Raw genomic sequence first — 26,388 nt, forward strand, 5'->3', positions numbered from 1 at the left:
GGTCTCACGTGGTGAGTTCTGCGATCTTCTCGTAACAGGCGAGAGCGGCAGCGAGACCGAGGAAGGTGAGGAAGTGGGAGCCCTTTCGCTCGTACCGGACGGTGAGCCTGCGATAGCCGAACAGCCGGGCGATCGATCGCTCCATCTTCCAGCGGTGCCGGCCGAGCCGCTCGCTCGACTCGATCACGGGCTGTGCGATGCGCGGGACGAGTCCGCTCTCACGCAGCCAGGCCAGGCTGTCGTGGGTGTTCGCGCCGGACACCCACGACGGCGAGCGGAATGCCCTGAGTCTCGGACACGACGTGCAGCCTGCTGCCCTTCTTGCCACGATCGACCGGGTTCGGCCCGGTCAGCGAGCCCCTCTTTTCGCCCGGACCGGGCCGCGTCGACGATCGCCGCGGCCCGGTTCAGCTCACCCCGTGGGCCGAGCTCGTCCAGGACCGCGCGGTGCAGGCGGCGCCGCAGCCCGGTACGGGTCCACACGGTGAACCGGCGATGCGCCGTCGCAGGCGAGACGCCGAACGTCTCCGGCAGCTGCCGCCGGGCACACCCGTTGGTCAAGTACGTACACGACCGCCGTGAACACCGCGCGCTCGTCACACGGAGCGGTTCCACCGTCCTGTGGACGCGTGCTGAACGACGGCAGCAACGGAGCAGCCGGCTCCCACAGACCATCCGGAACAAGCCGCTGCGACAGATCGGCACCCACGAGCAGCAACGATGCCGCACCTCATGACATCACCACGTGAGACATCCTCTTAGAATCAGGAGAATTGTGTCTTTAGCGAAGCCTTTCCGAGACAGTCGGGAAGATTCCAGGGCCGCAGTCCTGACTCATGCGGCACTTCAGCAGCCGGAGTGGGTTGATCGGGCAGCACTCGCCGACGTGACCGCCGGACTGGCGGTCAGTCCTCCATTGGTGAATGCGAAAGCCGTACGAGAACTACGAGCTTCCCTCGCGAACGTAGCCCTGGGTAATGGGTTGGTGATACAGGCAGGCGACTGTGCCGAGGACCCGGCGGAGCGGACATCCGCGCATGTGCGCAGCAAGGTCGCGCTGCTCAATCAGTTGGCCGATCGCGCCACGGACATCACTGGACTGCATGTTGTCCGCGTGGGTCGCATTGCCGGACAGTTCGCCAAGCCACGATCCCAGCCGACCGAACTGGTTGATGGTCGGGAACTGCCGGCATTTCGCGGACACATGGTGAACAGTCCTGTACCGGATCCGCTGCTTCGACAACCACAGCCCCGACGAATAATGGAGGGTTACCACGCAGCGCAAGAAATCATGACCCACCTGAACCGGGACACTCAGGTACGGACGAGCCATGAAGCATTGTTGCTCGATTACGAACTGCCGATGCTACGGCGCGATGAGCGGGGACACACGTTCCTCACCTCGACACACTGGCCATGGATCGGCAACCGTACCCGTAGCCCTGAAGGCGCTCATGTCGCACTGCTCGCGCAGGTTTTCAATCCGGTGGCGTGCAAGATCGGTCCTGGCATCACCGAGAACGAATTGCTGGCCCTGTGTGAGCGTCTGGATCCTGATCGCGTACCTGGCCGATTGACTCTCATCGCGCGTATGGGCGCAGGTGGCGCCACGGAACAGTTGACGAGCTTGGCCAAGGCGGTCCGTGTTGCCGACCACCCGGTGATTTGGTTGATAGACCCGATGCACGGGAACACGGTGAACACCCCTGGCGGACTGAAAACCCGATTGATAAAAGACGTAATATCGGAAGTGCGACAGGCGAGGGAGGCTATATGCGGCGCCGGCGGAGTAGTCGGTGGCTTGCATATAGAAACCACTCCGGAGCAAATCACTGAGTGCGTATATGATTCAGGACAACTGAATCTGGTGGGAGAGCGGTACACAACATTCTGCGACCCTCGGCTGAACCCCGGCCAAGCGCTGTTGGTGGTAACCGAGTGGGCAAGGTGTGCAATCAGTAGGCGAAATCAATAGCAACGTAAATGGCTGTGCCACCACCCCCGATTCCCCAACCCGACACCACCCGACACCACCCGACATGCTTGCTCAAGGACTGGACGCACGGAGGAATGTCATGATCCGCTATGTCTCAGCACCACAGCAGGAGGCGCTGTGGTGGATACAGCAACGATCATCCGAAAAGGATCTCTACAACCTGACTTGGCGGATGTCCGTCGGCAGTCTGGACGTGCCGGCACTCGACCGGGCCTGGCAGGCCGTAGTAGACCGATATGAGGTTCTTCGAACAGCGCTCGTGTACCAGGACGGCGCGGTCTGGCAGGATATCCACGCGCAGGTGGCAGTCGCCCTCAACGTGATGAAATGGCCACAAGAAGCCCAGGATGCGGTGTCACCAGGGCATGATCTTCTCGACGAAGTGGCCAAACATATCCACAAGACACCGTTCGATCTGGGCAAAGCTCCGCTCGCCCGCCTCTCTCTGGTCACTGTAGGGGAATTCAGTGAGCTGTTGTTAACTGCGCACCACGCGGTTTTGGACGGCTGGTCAATGCGGCAAGTGGTGCGCGACTTGGCCGAGGTTTATCACGCTGAACTGGCTCAACCCGGCAGCGCGAATATTGTCGACCCTCCGGTGCAGTTCGCCGAGTATGCGGTGAGAGCCCGAAAGGCTGTCTCCGACGGTAGCTGGCAGGAGGGTACGGATTACTGGGTGCGAACTCTGTCCGGTGTCGAGAGCGCAACAGTGATGCCTGACCGCGTGCGGCCCCAGCACGTTCCTGGCACGCCGGGCGCGGTAGTACGTCACTCACTCAGCTCGAAGGCGTCCGATGGCGTAGCTGCGTTGACTGACCGTGGTGGCATGACCCCGTTCGCTTGCTATCTGGCTGCCATGTACACCGTGCTCGGGCTCGGCGGTGTCCGCGGGCGGTTGGCTGTAGGGGTAGGGGTGGCCAATCGATTCAGTGAGCGCGACGCCGCCTGCGTGGGATATCTGACCAATGTCGTCATCGCAACAGGGGAGCTACTCGCGGGCGACACTCTGGATGATGTGGTCGGAAGGGCGCGCGATGATTTCTGGGGCAGTCTGCCTCACCAGCAGGTTCCGTTCTCATTGGTGCACAGCGCTATGTCTGTCGAAGACAGGAACCGCCTGGGTGCGACTCCGAGTGTGTTGCTGACCTACCACGGAAAGATCGGTTCCGGCGTCCTGCTCGGAGAGCGGGAAACCGAACTGAAGGCCAGTCCCAATACAAGTGCCGTCAACCACATCACGTTGGGCGTCTTTGAAGAACCGGAAGCAACTGTGATCGAGGCGGGGTACGACACCAGCCTTTTCGACGAAACCACTGTGCGTACCCTGCTTGCGGACCTCGAACAGGTACTGGAGGCGGGAGTACGAGCTGAGGTGCCGATCAGTACCCTGCGCGTCCGGTCTCACACCACTACCAACCTGGCCACGCAAACTGATGTCGTCAACAAGGTGCAGACTTCTTCGATCGCGGAGAAAGAGGCAGGTCTGGGAGGGTCTGTCCGCGACATCTGGTGCGAGATGCTGAGGCTGCCTCAGGCGGAGATGGAAAGTGACTTCTTCGCAGTCGGCGGGCATTCCCTGCAGGTGTTCGTCCTGTTCGCGAAGGTCCAGGAAGTCGCGGGCAGGCAGATAGACATGATGGACTGGCTCGATACTCCTACGCTGGGCAAGCTGATCCAGCTCACTGAGCAATCAGTCGCGATCGATCAGCCGATTGTCCACAGCGTGCTGCTGAGACAAGGCGAGCAGGACGAGCCACACCTGCACCTCATTCATCCAGCAGGTGGTGCCGACCAGGCCACCTACAAGGACCTGGCGAATGCGCTGCCGGAGGGCTGGAGGGTGACCATGTCCCCCGACGGGGATCAGGAGACCCTTGAGGGGATGGCCGACCACCACCGGGAGAACTTGGGCGCCGGCCGAATGCCGGACGTGATAGGCGGGTGGTCACTTGGTGGTCTGATCGGCTATGTCATGGCCATCCGGATGCGTGACAGTGGTGCCACGCCGCCACTGCTGTTGCTGATCGACCCGCCCGCCCCGGACGGCAGCTCAGCGACTGAAGCACACCGCGAGCTGGATTCGTTCATTTACACGATTCTGCGTGCGGTGGATGCGCCGGCACTGATCCCAACCGAGTTACTGCTGTCGCCCGGGGACACCGAGCACGGTCTGAGTGTGCTGGGAGCACTGGTGAATGCCGCGGGTTCCTCGATGTCGATCGACGTTCTACGAGAGCGTTTCGACGCGATCCGAAGGCACTGGACGGCCGTAGGTGAGTACGTCTCTGACGAACCGGTCGATGTTCCGTCGGTGCTGGTAGCCGCTGAGCTGCCCGAAGAGGCTGTCGCACATTGGAGATCTCTGCTCGGACCCGGCATGGCGCTGGTGGAGGTGGATGCCGACCACTACGCGGCGGTCAAGGATCCTTTCGCGGCGCGGATCGCTGAGGCGGTCGTGGCGTTGCTGAAGGGCAGGGTCGGTTAGCTCGCGCCGGCTCCAGCACGGGGCCGGAGTCCGTGATCGGCCCATGAGCCCAGCAATCTCAGCAGCAGACGATCGAGGCCGCCCGGCGTGGTCCCCACCGAATTGTCATCGGCCTCGACCCTCTGCCTGAGCAGGTGCGCCGGCTGCCACGCCCCGAGCCGAGCGGAATCGGTAGTGCGGAGGTCACGCACCAGGCGGACGCCCCCGTCACGAGCCCAGAAGATACCGGGAGCGGACCGCGTTGACCGCCTCCTCCGTGCTCGGGGCGTTCCAGGCCGCTCCGAACAAGTAGCGCTGCCACCTCGTCCCGCGTCTTGATCGATGCCATGAGGGGCCAGCACGACGGCATGGTGCCGGCGTATAGACCAAAAGGGCATCTGATCCGCGTTTCCGCAGGTCAGATGCCCTTTGATGAAGTGGAGCCTAGGAGATTCGAACTCCTGACATCTGCCTTGCAAAGGCAGCGCTCTACCAACTGAGCTAAGGCCCCGAACAACGGACAGCCCCGAACGCCCCAGCGTCCCGGCCACCGCCGCAGACAACAGTACCGGGTACTCCCCGGAATCCTGCAATAAAGATGGGGGCTCCCGGTCGGCAACCACTCTCCGTAAGATGCTCGTCGAGGTTCGCAGCAGCGAAGCCGCAGCGAAGGGGAGACGCCATGGACGCAGCGCAGCAAGAGGCAACGGCCAGAGCCAGGGAGCTTCAGCGCAGTTGGTACGGGGAGCCCCTCGGCGCGCTCTTCCGCCGGCTGATCGATGATCTCGGCCTGAACCAGGCCAGGCTCGCCGCCGCCCTCGGGCTGTCCGCCCCCATGCTCTCCCAGCTGATGAGCGGCCAGCGGGCGAAGATCGGCAACCCCGCGGTCGTCCAGCGGGTCCAGGCACTCCAGGAGCTGGCCGGTCAGGTCGCGGACGGCAGTGTCAGCGCGGGCGAGGCCACCGACCGCATGGAAGAGATCAAGAAGTCGCAGGGCGGCTCCGTCCTGACCAGCACCGGCCAGACCTCGCACACCGGCGGCGCCCCCACCGTCCGCCGTGTGGTCCGCGAGATCCAGTCGCTGATGCGGTCGGTCGCGGCGGCCGGTGACATCATCGATGCCGCCGACTCCCTCGCCCCGACCCATCCGGAACTGGCAGAGTTCCTCAGGGTGTACGGCGCCGGGCGCACCGCGGACGCGGTGGCGCACTACGAGGGACACCAGAGCTAGGACCGTTCGTCCGGGTCGGGCCGGGCACTGTCCCCCGAAAGCCGGCCGTGGGCCGAAACAGGAACTGGGAGCGGGCACAGCGCAATGGGTGAGGTCTTCGCCGGTCGGTACGAACTGATCGATCCGATCGGACGTGGTGGGGTCGGCGCCGTCTGGCGGGCCTGGGACCATCGGCGCCGACGCTATGTGGCGGCCAAGGTCCTCCAGCAGAGCGACGCGCACACGCTGCTGCGCTTCGTCCGCGAGCAGGCGCTGCGGATCGAGCATCCGCATGTGCTCGCCCCGGCGAGCTGGGCCGCGGACGACGACAAGGTCCTGTTCACCATGGACCTGGTGAGCGGCGGTTCGCTGGCGCATGTCATCGGCGACTACGGACCGCTGCCGCACCGCTTCGTCTGCACGCTCCTCGACCAGTTGTTGTCCGGGCTGTCCACGGTGCACGCGGAGGGCGTCGTGCACCGGGACATCAAGCCGGCCAACATCCTGATGGAGGCGACCGGTACGGGACGGCCGCATCTGCGGCTGTCCGACTTCGGTATCTCCATGCGCAAGGGGGAGCCGCGCCTCACCGAGACCAACTACGTGGTGGGTACGCCCGGTTACTTCGCGCCCGAGCAAATGATGGGCGCGGAACCCGATTTCCCCGCGGACCTGTTCGCGGTCGGCCTCGTCGCGCTGTATCTGCTCCAGGGCAAGAAGCCCGACGCACAGGCGCTCGTCGAGCACTTCGCCTCGCACGGCACGCCCGCAGCCCCGGAGGGGATCCCCGAGCCCCTGTGGCAGGTCCTCGCGGGGCTGTTGCAGCCGGATCCCCAGGCCCGGTTCCGTACGGCCACGGGTGCGCGCAAGGCACTGACGGCCGCGGTCGAGATGCTGCCGGAGCCCGGGATCGAGGACGAGCCGGTCGAGGTCTTCGACCAACTCGGGCCGCTGCCCGCCGGTTTCGGCCCTGATGGCCCGGTCCCGCCCACCGCGCAAAACCCTCAGAGCGCACAGAACGCCCAGAGCACACAGCAGCCCTACGCCCAGCCGCCGGTGCCGATGTCGGAGACGGGCAGCTTCCACCTCCCGCCGCCTCCGCAACAGCCCACACCGTCGCCCCAGCCGGTCACGCCGCACACCCCGCTCCCGGCTCCCGCTCCGTCCCCGTACGCCGCTCCCGCCCCGGATCTCTCGCAGGCGCCCACGGCGGCCGTGCAGCACGAGCCGGCGCTCACCCGCGCGTACACCGTCGGACAGCCACAGGCGCAACCACAGGCGCAGGCGCACCTTCAGCAGCATGGTCAGTCACCGGCGCAGGCGCATTCACCGGCGCCCGCTCCGGCGCACACGCATGCCCCGCAGAGGCGTCCGGGACCGTCCCCGAAGGTGGCGGTCCCGGTGCTGCTGCTCGCGTTGATCTGTTTCGCGGTGGGCATCTGGGCGCTGACCCAGAGCTGAGCCCGTCGGCCGCCCCGGGTTCCGCGCCGTACAGGGCCCGGCCCTGCCCCGCTACCAGGCCTGCGGCGGGCCCCCGTACGGCTGGTTGCCACCGGACGGGGCTGCCGGGGCGGTGGCCGCGCGGCGCCGGGCCAGCAGCGTCCACACTCCGAGCCCGAGCACCAGCACCGAACCCGCGCCGATCCCGACCGCGCCGACCATCTTCATCCGGCCGCTCTTGACGGCCTGCGGGCCGCTCAGGCCATTCTCCGCCATGTCCCTGTCGTCCTGCGTGACCGAGAAGATCCCGGCGTCCCCCGTGTAGGGCGACTTCCCGGCCGTCCCCTCGACCTTGACCCGGAGGGTCAGCGGAATCCCGTTCTTGCCGTACGACTTCGCGATCTGCGGGCTGAGCGTCACCGACAGGTAGTACCAGCCGGCGAACCTCATGGCGCTGACGCTGCTGTTGGAGTCGTACCGGTTCTCGTACGCCACCGGGGGCAGCGGATCCAGCGAGACGGACGTGGGCTTGCCGGAGTACGACAGCGGCGTCGCGGAGTCGACATGGCCGTGCGCCGGGTTGTCCAGGGACAACGCGAGCGCGCTGCCGATGTATTCGTCCGAGGCGTTGTTGTTGCTCAGGGTGGCGGTGGCGAATACCTGCTGACCCCAGTCCACCGGCACGCGGTAGAAGAGGGTCTGTCCCGGCTTGATGCCGCCCTCCTCCTTCCACTCGCCGGTCTCCAGGCCGGTCGCGTCGTAGTAGCTGGTGCCGCCGGACCGCTTCTGCGGGGCGGTGGTGGGCGGCACGGGCGAGGCCGACGGCCAGTCCTCCGGCGCGTCGGTCGGCATCGAACCGGCCGCCTTCAGCTGCGGCTCCGACTCGTAGCGCAGCTCCAGGTCCCACTCGTCGGGGGCGGAGGTCTCCTTGCTCTCCCGCTCGATCAGGACGTTGTACGTGCCGGCTTCCTGGCAGGTGCTGCTGTCCTTCTCCACGATCCGGTAGGCGTACGCCGCGATCGGGCGCGGGAACTCCGCCGACTCGAACCGCCCGGCCTCCGAGCTGCACTGAAGGTCCGTGCTGTCGCGGATGCTGACCGTGATGCCGTCCCCGTAGGCGACCTGGCCGTCACTCCTGGGCACGGCCACCGCCGAGACGTACCCGTTCGTCTTCGCGTCGAGATTCAGGCGGTAGTAGAGCTTCTGACCGGGCTTGATCGAACTCCGGTAGACCGATCCCGGCGTCAGCGCCGACGCGTCGGTGCTTGCCTCCGCACCGTCGACCTTCTTCGCCCCGGGATCGAAGGTGTACGCGGCGGGCTCCCCGGCCGCGTACGCCTGCCCCGGCAGCGCCGCCGCCGCGCACATCGCCGCGACCGCGGCCAGCGCCACCCGGCCCCTGCTGCGCTGCCTCATCACGCGCTTCCCCTCGTCGTCTGTGCGGTCCGCCCGCGACGCCCGCGTACGAACACGAGCCCCCCGATCACCACCACGGCGCCCGCCCCGGCAGCGGCCGCAATGCCGGTCCATCCTGCCCCGCCCGTACCGCCACTGTCTCCGGCACCTCTCGAATCACCCCTGTTGTCCGCATTCCCGCCCACAGCCCCCGCACGGCAGCCCCCGCCACCCTCGCCGTACTCCGGCTGCGACCGGGCGGACGCGACGCCCTTCTTCAAAGGCTCTTCCACCCCGTGGACGAGTTCGAGCAGCCAACGCGCGGCGTCCGAGCCCTTCTTGCTCACCCGCTCGGCCACCAGCCGGTACCACCCCGCCATGATCACGGGCGCCCGGCCATTTTGCTCACGCAACGTATTGATTCGCTCGGGCGAACTCAAGAGCACAGGTGTCACGGTCCCGCAACAGCACGAAGCCCCGGCCGCTCAGCGACCGGGGCCCGCAATCAGGCTGTTCTGTCTCACACACCCGAACCTGCGGGCACGGAGTCAGTCGCCTCCGTCCACAGATCCTGCTCGGCGCGATCCGCCTGGATCTGGCGGTACACGAGGAGCCCGCCGATGGCGGCCAGTGCGACCAGGAGAAGCTTCTTCACCGCGCGACCTCGTCTTTCCTTGACGTAGGGGACTTCTGCCGCCCGACTATACACACCGGCCGATATCAACCGGTGACCTGCCCGCGACCCAACTGGCGCCCGGGGAAGAGCGATCGTCCGAGGACCGCTCCGACCTGCGGAACGGCCCCGGTCCCGCGGCCCGGTACAAGCCCGTCGAGGCCGGTTGAACCATACGAGTGGTGTTCATCCGAAGATCGGCGAATCGGTGGCGTCGGTCCATGAAATCGGGAGCCACATCCACATCATCAGAAAGGTAAGCAAACCGGACCACCCGAAAGCGAGGGGCCATGAGCACCTTCAAGCCCAAGACCATCTGGACCGCCTTCGTCACCGCCCTTTTCGCACTGCTCACCGCACTGGGGTTCATGAGCACCCCGGCCGAGGCCACGGAGCAGAACGCCACGCAGCCGACCACCACGAACCAGGAGCACACGGGCGCGGCCACGGCAACCGCGACCACTCCGTCGGTGCGATGGACCCTTCCGCGCGACCGGTCGCTGCCACCCACGATGAAGCAGCGCATCCGCGCCGAGGCCCACGGCTCCTCGCCCGCCACCCGCCATCTGTCCGCGGACACCACGGACGCCACGGACACCAGGAACGCCGCCCGCACCACCCACGGCGCCCCGGCGGGGGACGCGTCCCTGCTGCCACCCTGAGAGCCGCTCCACTGACGTACTGAGCCCCCGGGCCGGTTCACACCGGACGGGGGCTTCTCCGTGCCCTCAGCGGCCTTCTCGGCTACCCGAGCCGGCGCTGCGCCGCCTCCACGGTGTCGGCGGCACTGGTGTTGAACGCGATGGCGGCCTGCGGCGCATGGCGGCGGATCAGATTCACGATCTGCTCGAAGAGCGGGAGCAGCTGCTCGGTCTTGCGGATCCCGCCCCCGACGACCACCACGTCCCACGGCCGCTCGGTCAGCGACGCGACGAGCGCGGGCTCGGCCGACCCGTCGAACACGACCAGCGTCATGGCCGCTTCGACACCGATCTCGGCGAACCCCTTCAGCGCCCCGTCGAGAGCCGCGCGAACGGCCTCCCCGTCGGTGCCGGGCAGTGCCTGCGGGTCGTAACCAACGACAAGTACGGAAGACATGCGGCCAACCTACTGAGGCCGGTCATGGCCGACAGCCGTATTCGGGCCGCAATGCCGAAGGCCCCCCACCGTCTCCGGTGAGGGGCCTTCGTGCTGGTGGGGCTAACAGGATTTGAACCTGTGGCCTCATCCTTATCAGGGATGCGCTCTAACCAACTGAGCTATAGCCCCGCCGCGCTGCTGCGCTGACTTCTGAAGATTAGCGCACGTCGGGGCCAGTCCCAAAATCGATACCGAGCGCCCTACTCGTCCTCGGCCAGCGTGAGCTCGACACCGCCCACGAAACCCGCCGACAAGTTGTAGATGAAGGAGCCCAGCGTCGCCAGCGCGGTCGCCAGGACCACGTCGATCACCGCGATGACCGAGGTGAAGATGAGGACCCTCGGAAGCGACAGGAACGACTGCAGATCGAAGCCGTTGCCCTCGTTCGAACCGGTGGCCTCGCTGATCGTTCCGCCCACGGTCTCGAAGACGCCCATGGCGTCCATCACCATCCACAGCACCGCGGACGCCACCACCGTGCAGATGCCGAGCGCGATGGAGAGCAGGAAGCTGACCTTCATCACCGACCACGGATCGGCCTTGGCCACCCGCAGCCGCGCCTTGCGGGTACGCGGGGTCGTCCGCGCCCCCGTCCGCGGCCGCCGGGCCGCCTGCGCGGCGCCGACGCCCTGCGCGCCGCCCTGTGTTCCGTGCGGCCGGCCGCCCTGCGTCCCGCCCACGGGCGAGGGGTACGCCTGCGGCGGGTGGTACGGCCCGCTCGCCTGCCCCGGCGCGGGCTCCCGCTCACCCGGCAACGGCCCGGTCGCGTAGCCCTCGTACTGGGGCTGAGGCCCCCGGGTATCCGTCACAATGCCCCCTTGGGAGTCCGTGGCAGGGCCACGGGCACCGTTCGCTCCTGCTCCGGAAGCGGCCGAACCGGCGCCCGTGGCTCCACTCACGCTCTACTCCTCGTGCTCCCCGGCCGAAGACGACGTGCCTTCGACATTGCCCTCGACCGTGCTCTCGGCACCCTCCGCCGCAGCGGCCTCGGAGTCCTCGGACCCCTCGACCTCTTCGGCCTCACGACCGGCTTCGGCGTTACGGGCAATACCGACGACGGCATCGCGCTTGCCCAGATTGATCAGTTGGACGCCCATGGTGTCACGGCCCGTCTCCCTGACTTCATTGACTCGCGTGCGAATCACACCACCGCCGAGCGTGATGGCGAGGATCTCGTCCGACTCCTCGACCACCAGCGCACCGACCAGCGATCCCCGGTCCTCGACGATCTTGGCAGCCTTGATGCCCAGACCGCCACGGCCCTGAACCCGGTACTCGTCGACGGGGGTCCGCTTCGCGTAACCACCGTCGGTGGCAGTGAACACGAACGTACCCGGACGGACAACATTCATCGAGAGCAGTTCGTCGCCCTCGCGGAAACTCATGCCCTTGACGCCCGAGGTCGCACGGCCCATCGGGCGCAGCGCATCGTCCGTCGCGGTGAACCTGATCGACTGGGCCTTCTTGCTGATGAGCAGCAGGTCGTCCTCGGCCGAAACCAGCTCCGCACCGATCAGCTCGTCGTCCGAGCCGTCGGCCGTCTCCCGGAGGTTGATCGCGATGACGCCGCCGGAACGCGGCGAGTCGTAGTCCTTCAGCGCGGTCTTCTTCACCAGACCGCCCTTCGTGGCCAGGATCAGATAGGGCGCGGCCTCATAGTCGCGGATCGCCAGGATCTGCGCGATCTGCTCGTCCGGCTGGAAGGCCAGCAGGTTGGCGACGTGCTGACCGCGGGCGTCGCGGCCGGCGTCCGGGAGCTCGTACGCCTTCGCCCGGTACACCCGTCCCTTGTTCGTGAAGAACAGCAGCCAGTGGTGCGTCGTCGACACGAAGAAGTGGTCGACGATGTCGTCTTCCTTGAGCTTCGTGCCGCGCACGCCCTTGCCGCCGCGCTTCTGCGAGCGGTAGTCGTCCGTCTTGGTGCGCTTCACATAGCCGCCGCGCGAGATCGTGACGACGATGTCCTCCTCGGCGATCAGGTCCTCGATGGACATGTCACCGTCGAAGGGCACCAGCTTCGAACGCCGGTCGTCGCCGAACTTCTCGACGATCGCCGCCAGCTCCTCGCTGACGATCTTCCGCTGCCGCTCGGGCGACACCAGGATCGCGTTGTACTCGTTGATCTTCGCCTGGAGCTCGTCGTGCTCGGCCGTGATCTTCTGGTGCTCCAGCGCGGCCAGCCGGCGCAGCTGCATCTCCAGGATGGCGTTCGCCTGGATCTCGTCGATCTCCAGCAGGCCCATCAGGCCCTCGCGCGCCACCTCGACCGTCTGGCTGCGCCGGATGAGCGCGATGACCTCGTCGATCGCGTCCAGCGCCTTGAGCAGACCGCGCAGGATGTGCGCCCGCTCCTCCGCCTTGCGCAGCCGGAACTTCGTACGCCGGACGATGACCTCGATCTGGTGCGTCACCCAGTGGCGGATGAACGCGTCGATCGACAGCGTGCGCGGCACCCCGTCGACCAGCGCCAGCATGTTGGCGCCGAAGTTCGACTGCAGGTCGGTGTGCTTGTACAGGTTGTTCAGTACGACCTTGGCGACTGCGTCCCGCTTCAGCACGACGACCAGGCGCTGACCGGTACGCGACGACGTCTCGTCACGGACGTCCGCGATCCCGCCGACCTTGCCGTCCTTCACCAGGTCGGCGATCTTCTGCGCGAGGTTGTCGGGGTTGGTCTGGTACGGAAGCTCCGTGACGACCAGGCACTGCCGGTTCTGGATCTCCTCGACCGCGACGACCGCGCGCATCGTGATCGAGCCACGGCCGGTGCGGTAGGCCTCCTCGATGCCCTTGCGGCCCACGACGAGCGCGCCGGTCGGGAAGTCCGGGCCCTTGATCCGCTCGATCAGCGCCTCCAGGAGCTCCTCCTGCGAGGCCTCCGGGTGCTCCAGGTACCACTGCGCACCGGCCGCGACCTCGCGCAGGTTGTGCGGCGGGATGTTGGTCGCCATACCGACCGCGATCCCCGCCGAACCGTTGACCAGCAGGTTCGGGAACCGTGCCGGCAGGACCGTCGGCTCCTGGTTGCGGCCGTCGTAGTTGTCCTGGAAGTCGACGGTCTCCTCGTCGATGTCCCGGACCATCTCCATGGACAGCGGCATCATCTTGCACTCGGTGTACCGCATGGCGGCGGCCGGGTCGTTGCCCGGGGAACCGAAGTTGCCGTTGGAGTCCACCAGCGGCATGCGCATCGACCACGGCTGCGCCAGACGCACCAGAGCGTCGTAGATCGACGAGTCACCGTGCGGGTGGTACGTACCCATGACGTCACCGACGACACGGGCGCACTTGTAGAAGCCCTTCTCGGGCCGGTAGCCGCCGTCGTACATCGCGTACAGCACCCGGCGGTGGACGGGCTTGAGGCCGTCCCGTACGTCCGGCAGCGCACGCGAGACGATGACGGACATCGCGTAGTCGAGGTAGGAGCGCTGCATCTCCGTTTCGAGCCCCACGGGCTCGACACGCATGCCCACCGCGGCGGCGGGCTCCTCTTCGGGTGTCACAGGGGTGTTCTCGTCGGCCATTGCTGGTCAAAGTCCTTTCGGGCGGCGGCTTGCTGGTACGGCCGACTCAGATGTCGAGGAAGCGGACGTCCTTGGCGTTGCGCTGGATGAACGAGCGCCGCGCCTCGACGTCCTCGCCCATCAGCACCGAGAAGAGGTCGTCGGCCTGCGCCGCGTCGTCCAGCGTGACCTGGCCGAGAACCCGGTGGTCGACGTCCATCGTGGTGACGCGCAGCTCCTCGGCGTTCATCTCGCCGAGACCCTTGAAGCGCTGGATCGAGTCTTCCTTGATCCGCTTGCCGTTCTGCTTGCCCAGCTCGACCAGGGCGTCGCGCTCCCGGTCCGAGTACGCGTACTCGAAGTCGTCCCGGCCCCACTTGATCTTGTAGAGCGGCGGGCGGGAGAGGTACACGTGGCCGGCCTCGACCAGCGGACGCATGAAGCGGAAGAGGAACGTCAGCAGCAGGGTGTTGATGTGCTGACCGTCGACGTCGGCGTCCGCCATCAGAATGATCTTGTGATAGCGCAGCTTCTCGATGTCGAAGTCCTCGTGGACCCCGGTGCCGAAGGCCGAGATCAGCGCCTGGACCTCGGTGTTCTGGAGGATCTTGTCGACCCGGGCCTTCTCGACGTTCAGGATCTTGCCGCGGATCGGCAGGATCGCCTGGTACATCGGATTACGGCCGGACTTCGCCGAACCACCGGCGGAGTCACCCTCGACGATGAAGATCTCGCACTTCGTCGGGTCGTTGGACTGGCAGTCGCTCAGCTTGCCCGGCAGCGAGGCGCTCTCCAGGAGCCCCTTGCGACGGGTCAGATCGCGCGCCTTGCGGGCCGCGACCCGGGCCGTGGCCGCCGCGATGCCCTTGCGGATGATGTCGGCCGCCTCGTTCGGATTGCGGTCGAACCAGTCCGTGAGCTGCTCGTGGACGACCTTCTGGACGAAGGTCTTGGCCTCCGTGTTGCCCAGCTTGGTCTTCGTCTGGCCCTCGAACTGCGGCTCGCCCAGCTTCACCGAGATGATCGCCGTCAGACCCTCGCGGATGTCGTCACCCGTGAGGTTGTCGTCCTTCTCGCGCAGCAGCTTCTTCTCGCGCGCGTACTTGTTGACCAGCGTGGTCAGCGCGGCGCGGAAGCCCTCCTCGTGCGTACCGCCCTCATGCGTGTGGATCGTGTTCGCGAAGGAGTAGACGCCCTCGCTGTACTGGGTGTTCCACTGCATGGCGATCTCGGCCGAGAGGAGACGCTCCTTGTCCTCGGCCTCGATGTCGATCACCGACTGGTGGATGACATCGCCCTTGCGGGAGTTCAGGTACTTCACGAAGTCGACGATGCCGCCCTCGTAGTGGTACGTGACCGTGCGGGCCTGCTCCGCCTCGGCGACCTCGGCCACCTCGGCGACATCCGCACCCAGCGTCGCCTTCGCCGACTCGCGCTCGTCGGTGAGCTTGATCGTCAGGCCCTTGTTGAGGAACGCCATCTCCTGGAAGCGGCGCGACAGGGTCTCGAAGGAGTACTCGGTCGTCTCGAAGATGTCCCCGTCGGCCCAGAAGGTGACGGACGTCCCCGTCTCGTCGGTGGCCTCGTTGCGGGCCAGCGGAGCGGTGGGCACACCGAGCTTGTAGTCCTGGGTCCAGCGGTAACCGTCCGTCCGGACCTCGACCGAGACCCGCGACGACAGCGCGTTGACCACGGAGACACCGACACCGTGCAGACCACCGGAGACGGCGTAGCCGCCGCCGCCGAACTTGCCGCCGGCGTGCAGCACCGTCAGGACGACCTCGACCGCGGGCTTCTTCTCCGACGGCACGATGCCGACCGGGATGCCTCGGCCGTTGTCGATCACGCGGACCCCGCCGTCGGCGAGGACCGTGACGTCGATCGTGTCCGCGTGCCCTGCCAGCGCCTCGTCGACCGAGTTGTCGACGACCTCGTACACGAGGTGGTGGAGGCCGCGCTCACCGGTGGAACCGATGTACATGCCAGGCCGCTTGCGGACCGCGTCCAGACCCTCCAGGACGGTGATCGCGCTGGCGTCGTACGAGGCCGTGACCTCGCCCGTGCCCGCGGACTCGCCCGCGGCGACAGCCTCGGCGCTCTCACCGGGTGTGGACGGAATGTTCTCGTTGGGGTTGCCGGAATCGGCCACGAAGCGCCCTTTCTGGCACAGCACAGGCCGTTCTCCGGGCAAACGGGAGCGGCTGCGTCGTTCGGCTTGTATCGACGACTCCCGCAAGGACGCGGGATTGTTCACCAGTCTACCGGTAGCGCCGACATGAATGGGGGTTTGCCGGTACCTGAGTACGCATGTGCCGCCCTGAATGAGCGGCTGACGACTCCCCATATTCAGGGAGGGCCCTCAGGAGGCTCACGCGGGCCTTGAGCGCTTCGGCCTGTCAACCTCCCGCTACCGTGCGGGACGCCCCACTCTCACCGCGTGGCCGCAACCACCGCAGACCTGCACAACACGGACCCGACGGACAAGCGCCCCGGGCGGACAGCAATGAGCCGCGGCAGAGCCGGGAAGGGGCACCGTGCGACGCCAGGGAACAGCCCGGGTGCCGGTCAGCAATGAGAAAAGCGCAGGTCAGCCGTATGTGTCGCCCGGTCCGGTACTCCCGGGCGCGCGCAGTGGACCGAACCTGCGCTGCGGGCCGCCGGGCCCCAGCACCTTGATCAGCCTGACCGTGCCCTGCCCCAGATCCGCGTTCAGCCGGGCCACCAGCTGCGGCGCCAGCAGCCGCAGCTGCGTCGCCCACGCCGTCGAGTCGCACTGCACCGTCAGCACCCGCTCGTCCGGGTCCTCGTCGTACTTCAAAGGCACACAATGTTTGGCCAGATCTTCACCCACGATCTGCGGCCAGCGCCCCATGACCCCGCCCACCGCCGCCGGGGTCTCCCAGCCGCGCTCGGTGATCAGACGGTTGATCGCTGAGCCCAGCGGCAGCGGATCACGCCCGTCGGCCCGCGCGCCCGACCGCAGCCCGCCGCCCCGCCGGGCCTGCTTCTTCTGCTGAGCGGCGGCGCCGCGCGCCCGCGCCTGCTCCTTCGCCGCGCGCAGGGCGACCCGCGCCAGATCGACGCCCGAGGGCTCCGGGGCCCTGCCCCCGCCGGAACGCTCCTGGCCCGGCTCCCCGGCTCCCTCGCCGCGGCCGCTCACAGCCGCTCCACCTCACCCGCGGTCACCGCGAACCTGGCCCCCGCCAGCACCCCCGGAACGTCGTCGTCCACCGCGGCCGTCACCAGCACCTGCTCACCCGGGGCCACCAGCTCCGCCAGCCGCTCCCGGCGCCGGGCGTCCAGCTCCGCGAATACGTCGTCCAGCACCAGCACCGGCTCGTTGCCCTCGCTGCGCAGCAGATCGTACGAGGCCAGCCGCAGCGCCAGCGCGTACGACCAGGACTCGCCATGGCTCGCGTACCCCTTGGCCGGCATGCCCCGCAGCCCCAGCAGCAGATCGTCGCGGTGCGGCCCGACCAGCGTCACGCCCCGCTCGATCTCCTGCTTGCGGACCTCTGCCAGGGCGGCGATCAACTGCTCGTACAGCTCCTCACGGCTACGCGCGGACTCCACGCCCGCCCCGACCGAGCTGCGGTACTCCAGCACCAGTGGGCCGCCGCCCGGCGCGACATCCGCGTATGCCTTGTCCGCCAGCGGCTGAAGGGTGGCGATCAGATCCAGCCGCTGGGCCAGCAGCTCCGCGCCCACCCGGCCCAGGTGCTGGTCCCACACGTCGAGCGTGGACAGATCCATCGACCGGCCACCGTGCCGGCGTGCCATCGCCGCCGACTTCAGCAGAGTGTTGCGCTGCTTCAGCACCCGCTCGTAGTCCGAGCGCACCCCCGCCATCCGCGGCGAACGGGCCGTGATCAGCTCGTCGAGGAAGCGCCGACGCTCGCCGGGGTCGCCCTTGACCAGCGCCAGATCCTCCGGCGCGAACAGCACCGTACGTACTATCCCCAGCACATCACGGGGTCTGACCTGCGACGATCTATTGATACGAGCCCGGTTGGCCTTGCCGGGATTGAGCTCCAGCTCGATCAGCTGCGAACGCTCGCCCTGTGTCACGGCGGCACGGATCACGGCCCGGTCGGCGCCCATCCGCACCAGCGGGGCGTCGGAGGAGACCCGGTGGCTGCCGAGCGTCGCGAGATAGCCGACCGCCTCGACCAGATTCGTCTTGCCCTGGCCGTTGGCCCCCACGAAAGCGGTGACGCCCGGTTCGAGAGGTACCTCGACCCGGGCGTACGAGCGGAAGTCGGCCAGCGAGAGATGCGTGACATGCATGGGTGTACGCCGACCTTCCCGGCTTCCTGCTCCGTGCTTCGTGGAGCGGACCGGCCGCCGTGGCCCGGCCCGCTTCCCGTTGCGTTACTTCTTGTTCTCGACCGCGTGGCCACCGAACTGGTTGCGCAGCGCGGCGATCATCTTCATCTGCGGGGAGTCCTCCTGGCGCGAGGCGAAACGCGCGAAGAGCGACGCGGTGATCGCGGGCAGCGGCACCGCGTTGTCGATCGCGGCTTCCACCGTCCACCGGCCCTCGCCGGAGTCGGCGGCGAAGCCGCGCAGCTTGTCGAGGTGCTCGTCGTCGTCCAGCGCGTTGACCGCCAGGTCGAGCAGCCAGGAACGGATGACCGTGCCCTCCTGCCAGGAGCGGAAGACCTCGCGCACATCGGTGACGGAGTCGACCTTCTCCAGGAGCTCCCAGCCCTCGGCGTAGGCCTGCATCATGGCGTACTCGATGCCGTTGTGGACCATCTTCGCGAAGTGGCCGGCGCCGACCTTGCCCGCGTGGACGGAGCCGAAGTCGCCCTCGGGCTTCAGCGCGTCGAAGACCGGCTGGACCTTCGCCACGTTCTCGGCGTCGCCGCCGTACATCAGCGCGTAGCCGTTCTCCAGGCCCCAGACGCCGCCGGAGACGCCGCAGTCCACGAAGCCGATGCCCTTGATGCCCAGCTCGACCGCGTGCTTCTCGTCGTCGGTCCAGCGGGAGTTCCCGCCGTCCACGACGATGTCGCCGGGCGAGAGGAGACCTGCGAGCTCGTCGATGGTGGCCTGGGTCGGGGCTCCGGCCGGAACCATCACCCAGATGACCCGGGGCCCCTTCAGCTTGCCCACAAGCTCTTCGAGGCTGTGGACATCGGAGACGTCCGGGTTGCGGTCGTAACCGATGACGGTGTGGCCTGCGCGGCGGATGCGCTCGCGCATGTTGCCGCCCATCTTGCCGAGGCCGACGAGACCGAGCTCCATCAGAGATTCCTTAAGCGTTGTGCCGATTCGTACCCGAGGACGAGCCTACGCCCGGCCGGGGACGGACCGACGGGCATGCTCGGCGCCGAGCGTGCCCGTCGGGAACCGCCGTGACAGGACCGATGGCCGGATCAGCCGGAGAGGCGGACCGGCATGATCAGGTACTTGTACGCGTCGTCGGCCTCGGCGTCCACGGCCGGGCGGCCGCTGAGCAGCGCGGGCTTGGTGGACGTCGTGAACGAGAGCTGGGCGACCGGGGAGTCGATCGCGCTCAGCCCGTCCAGCAGGAAGGTCGGGTTGAAGGCGATCGAGATGTCGTCACCCTCCAGCACCGCGTCGACCCGCTCCACAGCCTGTGCATCGTCGCTGGAACCGGCCTCCAGGATCAGCACGCCCTGCTCGAAGCTGAGCCGCACGGGGGTGTTCCGCTCGGCGACGAGGGCCACGCGCTTGACGGCCTCGACGAACGGCGCCGTCTCGATGACCGCGACCGAGTTGAACTCGGTGGGGAAGAGCGTGCGGTACTTCGGCAGATCGCCTTCGAGCAGCCGCGTGGTCGTACGCCGGCCGGCGCCCTCGAAACCGATCAGCCCCTCACCGGCACCGGAGCCGGACAGCGCCAGAGTGACCGTGTCACCGCTGGTCAGGGCCTTGGCGGTGTCCAGCAGCGTCTTGGCGGGCACCAGGGCGACCGCGGAGGCGTCCGGGTTCTCCGGCTTCCAGAGGAACTCGCGGACCGCGAAGCGGTAGCGGTCGGTCGAGGCCAGGGTGACGGTGTCGCCCTCGATCTCGATGCGCACACCGGTCAGCACCGGCAGCGTGTCGTCACGGCCCGCGGCGATGGCGACCTGGGCGGCGGCCGAGGCGAAGACCTCGCCGGGAACCGTGCCGGTCGCGGTCGGCATCTCGGGGAGTGCCGGGTACTCCTCCACAGGAAGGGTGTGGAGTGTGAATCGCGAGGAGCCGCAGACCACGGTCGCCCGTACACCGTCTGTGGAAATCTCCACCGGTCGGTTGGGGAGGGCGCGGCAGATGTCGGCGAGCAGCCGGCCGGAGACCAGCACCGTGCCGTCCTCCTCGACCTCTGCGTCCACCGAGACCCGGGCCGAGACCTCGTAGTCGAAGCTGGAGAAGCTGAGGGCGCCGTCCTCAGCCTTCAGCAGAAGGCCCGCAAGAACGGGCGCCGGCGGACGGGCCGGGAGGCTACGGGCCACCCAGGCCACAGCCTCCGCGAGTACATCGCGCTCCACCCGGATCTTCACCGGAACCGCCTCCTGCTGTTGCTCGCTCGCCCTGCTGGCCTTCGTCGTCTGATCGCGTCCTTTGCCGCCGAGGCAGCGAGGACGCCGGGGACCAGTCTGACGTACGGCACCGACACTCGGTGCTGCTCGGGGTCAAGTCGCGACAAGCGGTTCGGAGAGCTCCGGCGCCGAGTTGTGCACAGGCCCCACTTCGAAGCGGATTCCGGGCTAACTCTATGTGGCAGTAGTAGTAGGGCCTGTGGAAACCGTGGATAACGTCGTTTCCGCAGGTCAGATCCTGTTTTTTATCCACTGCCCCTGTGGGCGGCACCGGTGGACAACACGGTGCTTCTGTGGACACAGGAAAGTTCTGCACACCCGATGCACAGGACAGGGGGGTTTCTCCCCAGGCCTGTCCCCAGCTTTACCCAGGTTCCCCACAGCCCAACCGACCCTCTTGGTGTGACGCCTTTCACTCGGCGCGGTGAAAGGCGGTGCCGCGTTGCCGAACAGTGGACAGAGGTGTGGAGAAGCGGCAGGAAGCTGGGGACAAGACGGCTCGGCCTGTGGGTCGCCGGTGGACAACTTCATCCACGCCCTGTGGACGAATATTTTGTCCACAGGCTGTGGATCACCGTTGACCACAAATCCCCAACCCCTTGACCTGGCCTGATGGAGTATCGGCAGTCACCCCTGTGGAAGCAATATGGACAACTTCCCGATCCCCAGGCTGTGGAGGGGGAAAACTCCCCAGATCTGTGGAGAACGGGCGGCCGGCGGCAGGTATTCGAACACCGCGGCCGCGCCGCAACGGCGGCAGCGGGTCGGGGACGGGGCTCGGGGCGGGACTTGGGGCGGGGCTTGGGGCGGCTGCGGACGGCTACGAGGCGGCATTCAGGAGGCGTTCAGGGAGCATTCGGGCGGTCTCAGGACCGGCTCCGGCGCTCTCCAGGACCGGCTCCGGCAGGCTCCAGGACCCGCTCCGGGCCGGCTCCGGACCGGCTACGGACCGCTTCCGGGCGTTCTCCGGCGCTCTCCGGGCAACGAGAAGGGCGCCCGAGGTCCCCTGTTGAGGGTTGCTCGGGCGCCCTGTCGGCGCGTACGGATCGTTTGCCGGCGGCGGTGCGTCAGCCGTTCTTGATGCGGTTGGTGAGCTCGGTGACCTGGTTGTAGATGGAGCGCCGCTCCGCCATCAGCGCGCGGATCTTCCGGTCCGCGTGCATCACCGTCGTGTGGTCGCGGCCGCCGAACTGCGCACCGATCTTGGGCAGCGAGAGATCGGTGAGCTCCCGGCAGAGGTACATGGCGATCTGGCGGGCCGTCACCAGCACCCGGCTGCGCGAGGTTCCGCAGAGATCGTCCACCGTGAGACCGAAGTAGTCCGCGGTCGAGGCCATGATGGCCGTCGCCGTGATCTCCGGGGCCGAGTCCTCGCCTCCCGGGATCAGGTCCTTCAGCACGTGCTCGGTCAGTCCGAGGTCCACCGGCTGCCGGTTGAGGCTGGCGAAGGCCGTGACCCGGATCAGCGCCCCCTCCAGCTCCCTGATGTTCCGGGAGATACGGGAAGCGATGAACTCCAGCACCTCCGGCGGGGCGTTGAGCTGCTCCTGCACCGCCTTCTTACGGAGGATCGCGATCCGCGTCTCCAGCTCCGGTGGCTGCACATCGGTGGTCAGACCCCACTCGAAACGGTTCCGCAACCGGTCCTCCAGGGTCACCAGCTGCTTGGGCGGCCGGTCGGAGGACAGCACGATCTGCTTGTTGGCGTTGTGGAGCGTATTGAAGGTGTGGAAGAACTCCTCCTGCGTCGACTCCTTGCTCGCCAGGAACTGGATGTCGTCGACGAGCAGGATGTCCACGTCCCGGTACCGCTTGCGGAAGGTGTCGCCCTTGCCGTCGCGGATCGAGTTGATGAACTCGTTGGTGAACTCCTCGGAGCTCACGTACCGCACCCGGGTACCCGGGTAGAGGCTGCGGGCGTAGTGCCCGATGGCGTGCAGCAGATGGGTCTTGCCGAGCCCGGACTCCCCGTAGATGAAGAGCGGGTTGTACGCCTTGGCGGGGGCTTCGGCGACCGCGACCGCCGCCGCGTGCGCGAACCGGTTGGACGCGCCGATGACGAAGGTGTCGAAGAGGTACTTCGGATTCAGCCGGGCCGCCGGTTCGCCGGGGCCGGGCGTGGGAGTGGGCTGCGAGCCCATCGGCCCGGTGGCGCCGCCGGGCCGTCCGGTACCGGCACCGCCCTGCCGGTGCTGGGGCTGGTGCTGAGATTCCTGCATGTCGTGGTGCTCGGGACGCTGCTGCTCGTAACCCTGGCGCTCGGGCGGCTGCGGCCGGTAGTCGTGCTGCGGCTGCTGGCGGCCGCCGGTGTACGGCTCACGCCACTGCTCCGCGGGAGCCTCGCGGTCCTGGAATCCGCCGAGCCGGGGCTGCTGCCAGGAGAGGTCCTCCTGGGTTCGCGGCCACGCACCGGGTTCGGGGCGCTGCTGCTGGTAGTCGGGGTAGGCGGGCCGGGCGGTCGGCATGCCGTCGTCGGAGGGCCGGTGTCCGTACCCGTCGTACGCGTCGTTGTGCTGCCGCTCGTCGTGCTGCGGTCCCTGGTAGCGGTGCTGCTGGGGCTGCTGGGACTGATGCATCGGAGGCGCGGGCGGGCTCGGCGGCTCGCCCGCGGAGTCGTCGACGGTGATCGCGATGCGGATCGGGCGGCCGCATTCGCGGCTCAGCGTCTCGCTGATGAGCGGCGCGAGCCGGCCCTCCAGGACGCGCTTGCCCCATTCATTGGGTACTGCGAGCAGCGCCGTGTCGGCGACCAGGGCGAGCGGCTGGCAGCGCTCGATCCACTGCTTGTCCTTCGGTTCGATGCCCTGCTGGCCCTCCCCGAGGAGTTGCTCCAGCACTCGCGGCCACACTGCGGCAAGATCGGCAGGTACGTCAGCCACAGGGCACGCTCTCTCGCTGGTCCCACGAATGTGTGGTTCTCGGGACGGGATGGGTCGGGATGGGTGAGGACCGGCAGGCAGTAAGAAAAGAACCGGAGCTCAGCCACGGTAGTCAGGGCGACCCGCGTGGTTCAAGTTGTTGTCCACAGCCTGTGCACAGTGGGGGGTGCTGTGGAGCCGGTTTGACCGGATGGCGTAGCCGCGCGTACCGTGACCAGGTCGAGTTGTCGATGGCTGCTGCCGCCTGCCTCCGATGGGCAAAGATCACGATCTGTGATTGTGAAGCGGTGCACTAGAGCGTTTACGCGAGTCTCTCGTGGGCGCACGGTGACAGCCAGGCGATGTCCCGCCAACACACGAGTCATTTCTGGAGCCCCCTAGTGAGCAAGCGCACCTTCCAGCCGAACAACCGCCGCCGCGCGAAGACCCACGGCTTCCGGCTGCGTATGCGCACCCGTGCCGGCCGCGCGATCCTCGCGTCCCGCCGTGGCAAGGGTCGCGCCAACCTGTCCGCCTGATCGCTTACAGGTCATGACGTGCTGCCTACCGAGAATCGGCTGAGGCGGCGCGAGGACTTCGCGACCGCAGTACGCCGAGGACGCCGGGCCGGCCGCCCGCTACTCGTCGTTCATCTACGCAGCGGTGCAACGGACCCGCACGTGACTGGGGAGAATGCTCCCCCGCCGCGTGCGGGTTTCGTTGTCAGCAAAGCCGTGGGTGGAGCGGTTGTGCGCACAGCGGTGAAGCGCAGGCTTCGCCACCTGGTCCGCGAACGGCTTGCCCTGCTGCCCCCCGGTAGCCTGGTTGTCGTACGAGCGCTGCCCGGAGCGGGCGACGCCGACCATGAACAGCTGGCCCGAGACCTGGACGCCGCTCTTCAGCGGCTGCTGGGAGGGGGCGCGCGATGAAGTACCCGCTGCTGGCTCTTATCAAGCTGTATCAGTGGACGATCAGCCCACTTCTCGGGCCTGTCTGCCGTTACTACCCGTCGTGTTCCCACTATGGATATACGGCGATCGACCGGCACGGAGCGATCAAGGGAACCGCGCTGACGGCCTGGCGCATCCTTCGGTGCAATCCGTGGTCACCCGGCGGCGTGGACCATGTTCCACCACGCAAACGTCCGCGTTGGCATGAACTGCTGCGTAATGCCATGCGCGGTGGCAAGGGCGGGGACTCCGCCGCTGACGTGCCTGTACGGGGATCGGTCTCCGAATCCCCGAGTCAGGCCGCAGAGACTTCGCCCAATGCTCAAGGAGCCTGATTAGTGGACACGATTGCCAGTCTGTTCAGCTTTATCACCTGGCCCGTCTCATGGGTCATCGTCCAGTTCCACAAGATGTACGGGGCCATCTTCGGCCCGGACACCGGTTGGGCCTGGGGCCTGTCCATCGTGTCGCTGGTGGTGTTGATCCGGATCTGCCTGATCCCGCTTTTCGTCAAGCAGATCAAGTCGACCCGCAACATGCAGGTGCTCCAGCCGAAGATGAAGGCGATCCAGGAGCGCTACAAGAGCGACAAGCAGCGTCAGTCCGAAGAGATGATGAAGCTGTACAAGGAGACGGGTACCAACCCGCTCTCCTCGTGCCTTCCCATCCTGGCGCAGTCGCCGTTCTTCTTCGCCCTGTACCACGTGCTGTCGGCCATCGCCTCGAACAAGAAGATCGGTGAGATCGACCAGGCGTTGCTCGACAGCGCCCGTCAGGCCCACATCTTCGGTGCTCCGCTCGCTGCCAAGTTCATGGACAGCGAGGAGAAGGTCCAGGCTCTCGGCGCCTCGCTGACCGACGTCCGGGTCGTCACCGCGATCATGATCGTGCTGATGTCCGCGTCGCAGTTCTTCACCCAGCGCCAGCTGATGACGAAGAACGTGGACCTGACCGTCAAGACGCCGTACATGCAGCAGCAGAAGATGCTGATGTACATCTTCCCGGTGATCTTCGCCGTCATGGGTATCAACTTCCCCGTCGGTGTCCTCGTCTACTGGCTGACCACCAACGTCTGGACCATGGGTCAGCAGATGTACGTGATCAACCAGAATCCGACCCCGGGCAGCAAGGCGCAGGACCAGTACCTGGGACGTCTGCTGAAGAGCGTCACCACTCACGGCGAGGTCCGCGGAAAGACCCGGCGCAACACCGTCAAGCGGATCGTGTCCAAGGGCCCGGACCGCAATGACATCGAGCGGAAGTTCATCACGGGGCTGGCCAAGCTGGGGCTCGCCGCCCAGGAGGACGGCACCGTGATCAAGAGCGATACCGCTGTCGCCGAGGCCGAGGGCGGAGCCGCGCAGCGGCGCCAGCAGCCCAAGCGCCAGACCAAGTCCCAGCGCCAGACCGGTACCGCGCAGGCTGGGGCCAAGGACGCCGACTCCACCGAGTCGGGTTCCAAGACCTCCCTGCAGAAGCGGGACACCGCGCAGGACGAAAAGCCCAAGCCGGCGGGCAAGTCCGCGTCCGGCTCCTCACGCCAAGCCAAGTCCGGACAGCGCAAGGGCCCGCAGCGGCCCAAGCACCCGTCCAAGAAGTAAGAAGGAGTCCATCCGTGACGGAAGGCACCACCTCCACGGCCGCTGAGGGCAGCGACACCTTGACCCGCCTTGAGCAGGAGGGCGAGATCGCAGCGGACTACCTTGAGGGTCTGCTCGACATCGCCGACCTGGACGGCGACATCGACATGGATGTCGAGGCGGACCGGGCCGCGGTCTCGATCATCAGCGACTCGGCACGTGATCTGCAGAAGCTCGTGGGCCGCGACGGTGAGGTGCTGGAGGCGCTCCAGGAGCTGACGCGGCTTGCCGTTCACCGGGAGACCGGGGACCGCAGTCGGCTGATGCTCGACATCGCGGGCTTCCGGGCCAAGAAGCGGGCGGAGCTCGCCGAGCTGGGTGCCAAGGCCGCGGATGAGGTCAAGAGCACCGGCGAGCCGGTGAAGCTGGACCCGATGACGCCGTTCGAGCGCAAGGTCGTGCACGACGCGGTCGCGGCCGCCGGTCTGCGCAGCGAGTCCGAGGGCGAGGAGCCGGAGCGCTTCGTCGTCGTCCTCCCGGCCTGACCGGACCCTAGTTCTGTCGGCCCCGTCTGTTCGCAGGCGGGGCCGATCTTTGTCAGCCTGATAGATCAGCACCCACAGTGCGG

General features: G+C 67.3%; 21 protein-coding genes, 2 tRNA genes and 1 pseudogene. 10 read left to right on the forward strand and 14 right to left on the reverse strand.

From position 1 onward, the window contains the following. Positions 1-4 precede the first annotated feature (4 nt). Positions 5-709: pseudogene (locus ACFVH0_RS20130) on the reverse strand (transposase). Between the two features lie 120 nt (positions 710-829). Here ACFVH0_RS20130 and ACFVH0_RS20135 point away from each other — a divergent pair. Both ACFVH0_RS20135 and ACFVH0_RS20140 read left to right on the forward strand, forming a co-directional pair. Continuing rightward, complete coding sequence (locus ACFVH0_RS20135) at positions 830-1,975, forward strand: 3-deoxy-7-phosphoheptulonate synthase (protein ID WP_385821982.1); 1,146 nt, start codon at positions 830-832, stop codon at positions 1,973-1,975. A gap of 100 nt (positions 1,976-2,075) precedes the next feature. Beyond that, positions 2,076-4,481 carry a condensation domain-containing protein gene (locus ACFVH0_RS20140; RefSeq protein WP_385821920.1) on the forward strand — a complete coding sequence of 802 codons (2,406 nt, stop codon included), beginning with the start codon at positions 2,076-2,078 and terminating at the stop codon, positions 4,479-4,481. Positions 4,482-4,898: 417 nt separating this feature from the next. Here ACFVH0_RS20140 and ACFVH0_RS20145 read toward each other — a convergent pair. Continuing rightward, positions 4,899-4,971, reverse strand: a tRNA-Ala gene (locus ACFVH0_RS20145). A gap of 171 nt (positions 4,972-5,142) precedes the next feature. Here ACFVH0_RS20145 and ACFVH0_RS20150 point away from each other — a divergent pair. Together ACFVH0_RS20150 and ACFVH0_RS20155 are read left to right on the forward strand one after the other, a co-directional pair. Continuing rightward, a complete protein-coding gene (locus ACFVH0_RS20150) occupies positions 5,143-5,691 on the forward strand; it encodes a helix-turn-helix transcriptional regulator (RefSeq protein WP_124719859.1) in 549 nt (182 codons plus the stop codon). 84 nt (positions 5,692-5,775) lie between these two features. Then, a complete protein-coding gene (locus ACFVH0_RS20155) occupies positions 5,776-7,131 on the forward strand; it encodes a serine/threonine protein kinase (protein WP_385821922.1) in 1,356 nt (451 codons plus the stop codon). A 51-nt stretch (positions 7,132-7,182) separates the two neighbouring features. Here ACFVH0_RS20155 and ACFVH0_RS20160 read toward each other — a convergent pair whose 3' ends face one another. Beyond that, positions 7,183-8,526: a hypothetical protein gene (locus ACFVH0_RS20160; RefSeq protein ID WP_385821924.1), complete on the reverse strand. Its 1,344-nt coding sequence runs from the start codon at positions 8,524-8,526 to the stop codon at positions 7,183-7,185. Positions 8,527-9,025: 499 nt separating this feature from the next. Beyond that, the gene (locus ACFVH0_RS20165) at positions 9,026-9,160 is read right to left on the reverse strand and encodes a DLW-39 family protein (RefSeq protein WP_003958712.1); all 135 of its coding nucleotides are present in this window, start codon (positions 9,158-9,160) and stop codon (positions 9,026-9,028) included. Positions 9,161-9,468: 308 nt separating this feature from the next. Between ACFVH0_RS20165 and ACFVH0_RS20170 the strand changes: the two genes are divergently transcribed. Next, complete coding sequence (locus tag ACFVH0_RS20170) at positions 9,469-9,840, forward strand: DUF6344 domain-containing protein (protein WP_385821925.1); 372 nt, start codon at positions 9,469-9,471, stop codon at positions 9,838-9,840. Positions 9,841-9,922: 82 nt separating this feature from the next. Here ACFVH0_RS20170 and ACFVH0_RS20175 read toward each other — a convergent pair whose 3' ends face one another. From ACFVH0_RS20175 to dnaA, 10 genes are all read right to left on the reverse strand, one after another. Then, a complete protein-coding gene (locus ACFVH0_RS20175; protein WP_385821927.1) occupies positions 9,923-10,276 on the reverse strand; it encodes a hypothetical protein in 354 nt (117 codons plus the stop codon). Between the two features lie 94 nt (positions 10,277-10,370). After that, positions 10,371-10,447: transfer RNA gene (locus tag ACFVH0_RS20180), tRNA-Ile, on the reverse strand. A gap of 71 nt (positions 10,448-10,518) precedes the next feature. Then, on the reverse strand, positions 10,519-11,127 hold the full coding sequence (locus ACFVH0_RS20185; protein ID WP_385821930.1) for a DUF3566 domain-containing protein: 609 nt from the start codon (positions 11,125-11,127) through the stop codon (positions 10,519-10,521). 93 nt (positions 11,128-11,220) lie between these two features. Continuing rightward, positions 11,221-13,842: a DNA gyrase subunit A gene (gyrA, locus tag ACFVH0_RS20190; protein WP_385821932.1), complete on the reverse strand. Its 2,622-nt coding sequence runs from the start codon at positions 13,840-13,842 to the stop codon at positions 11,221-11,223. Positions 13,843-13,888: 46 nt separating this feature from the next. Continuing rightward, on the reverse strand, positions 13,889-15,994 hold the full coding sequence (gene gyrB / locus ACFVH0_RS20195; protein WP_385821934.1) for a DNA topoisomerase (ATP-hydrolyzing) subunit B: 2,106 nt from the start codon (positions 15,992-15,994) through the stop codon (positions 13,889-13,891). A 414-nt stretch (positions 15,995-16,408) separates the two neighbouring features. Further along, positions 16,409-16,981 (reverse strand): DUF721 domain-containing protein, encoded by a 573-nt coding sequence (locus ACFVH0_RS20200; protein ID WP_385821936.1) that lies wholly within the window; start codon positions 16,979-16,981, stop codon positions 16,409-16,411. Continuing rightward, positions 16,978-18,108 (reverse strand): DNA replication/repair protein RecF, encoded by a 1,131-nt coding sequence (gene recF / locus ACFVH0_RS20205; protein WP_385821938.1) that lies wholly within the window; start codon positions 18,106-18,108, stop codon positions 16,978-16,980. Before recF ends, ACFVH0_RS20200 begins: the two co-directional genes overlap by 4 nt. Positions 18,109-18,192: 84 nt before the next feature. Further along, the gene (gnd, locus tag ACFVH0_RS20210) at positions 18,193-19,071 is read right to left on the reverse strand and encodes a phosphogluconate dehydrogenase (NAD(+)-dependent, decarboxylating) (RefSeq protein ID WP_385821940.1); all 879 of its coding nucleotides are present in this window, start codon (positions 19,069-19,071) and stop codon (positions 18,193-18,195) included. 131 nt (positions 19,072-19,202) lie between these two features. Beyond that, a complete protein-coding gene (dnaN, locus tag ACFVH0_RS20215) occupies positions 19,203-20,333 on the reverse strand; it encodes a DNA polymerase III subunit beta (RefSeq protein ID WP_072487582.1) in 1,131 nt (376 codons plus the stop codon). A gap of 1,106 nt (positions 20,334-21,439) precedes the next feature. Continuing rightward, positions 21,440-23,251 carry a chromosomal replication initiator protein DnaA gene (gene dnaA, locus ACFVH0_RS20220; protein WP_385821942.1) on the reverse strand — a complete coding sequence of 604 codons (1,812 nt, stop codon included), beginning with the start codon at positions 23,249-23,251 and terminating at the stop codon, positions 21,440-21,442. Between the two features lie 380 nt (positions 23,252-23,631). Here dnaA and rpmH point away from each other — a divergent pair, with 380 nt between their 5' ends. Genes rpmH through ACFVH0_RS20245 form a run of 5 tightly spaced genes read left to right on the forward strand, consistent with a single transcriptional unit; the run spans position 23,632 to position 26,305 of the window. After that, complete coding sequence (gene rpmH / locus ACFVH0_RS20225) at positions 23,632-23,769, forward strand: 50S ribosomal protein L34 (protein ID WP_030930485.1); 138 nt, start codon at positions 23,632-23,634, stop codon at positions 23,767-23,769. An 18-nt stretch (positions 23,770-23,787) separates the two neighbouring features. Continuing rightward, positions 23,788-24,159, forward strand: coding sequence for a ribonuclease P protein component (rnpA, locus tag ACFVH0_RS20230; RefSeq protein ID WP_093895046.1), 372 nt, complete (start codon positions 23,788-23,790; stop codon positions 24,157-24,159). Then, positions 24,156-24,515 carry a membrane protein insertion efficiency factor YidD gene (yidD, locus tag ACFVH0_RS20235; RefSeq protein WP_124719872.1) on the forward strand — a complete coding sequence of 120 codons (360 nt, stop codon included), beginning with the start codon at positions 24,156-24,158 and terminating at the stop codon, positions 24,513-24,515. The genes rnpA and yidD overlap by 4 nt, the downstream gene beginning before the upstream one ends. Before the next feature lie 3 nt (positions 24,516-24,518). Next, positions 24,519-25,781: a membrane protein insertase YidC gene (gene yidC, locus ACFVH0_RS20240; RefSeq protein WP_385821944.1), complete on the forward strand. Its 1,263-nt coding sequence runs from the start codon at positions 24,519-24,521 to the stop codon at positions 25,779-25,781. 14 nt (positions 25,782-25,795) lie between these two features. Next, complete coding sequence (locus ACFVH0_RS20245; protein WP_124719874.1) at positions 25,796-26,305, forward strand: R3H domain-containing nucleic acid-binding protein; 510 nt, start codon at positions 25,796-25,798, stop codon at positions 26,303-26,305. The last annotated feature ends 83 nt before the right edge of the window (positions 26,306-26,388 follow it).

It is taken from the genome of Streptomyces sp. NPDC127117 (assembly GCF_042677325.1).
GTDB lineage: Bacteria > Actinomycetota > Actinomycetes > Streptomycetales > Streptomycetaceae > Streptomyces.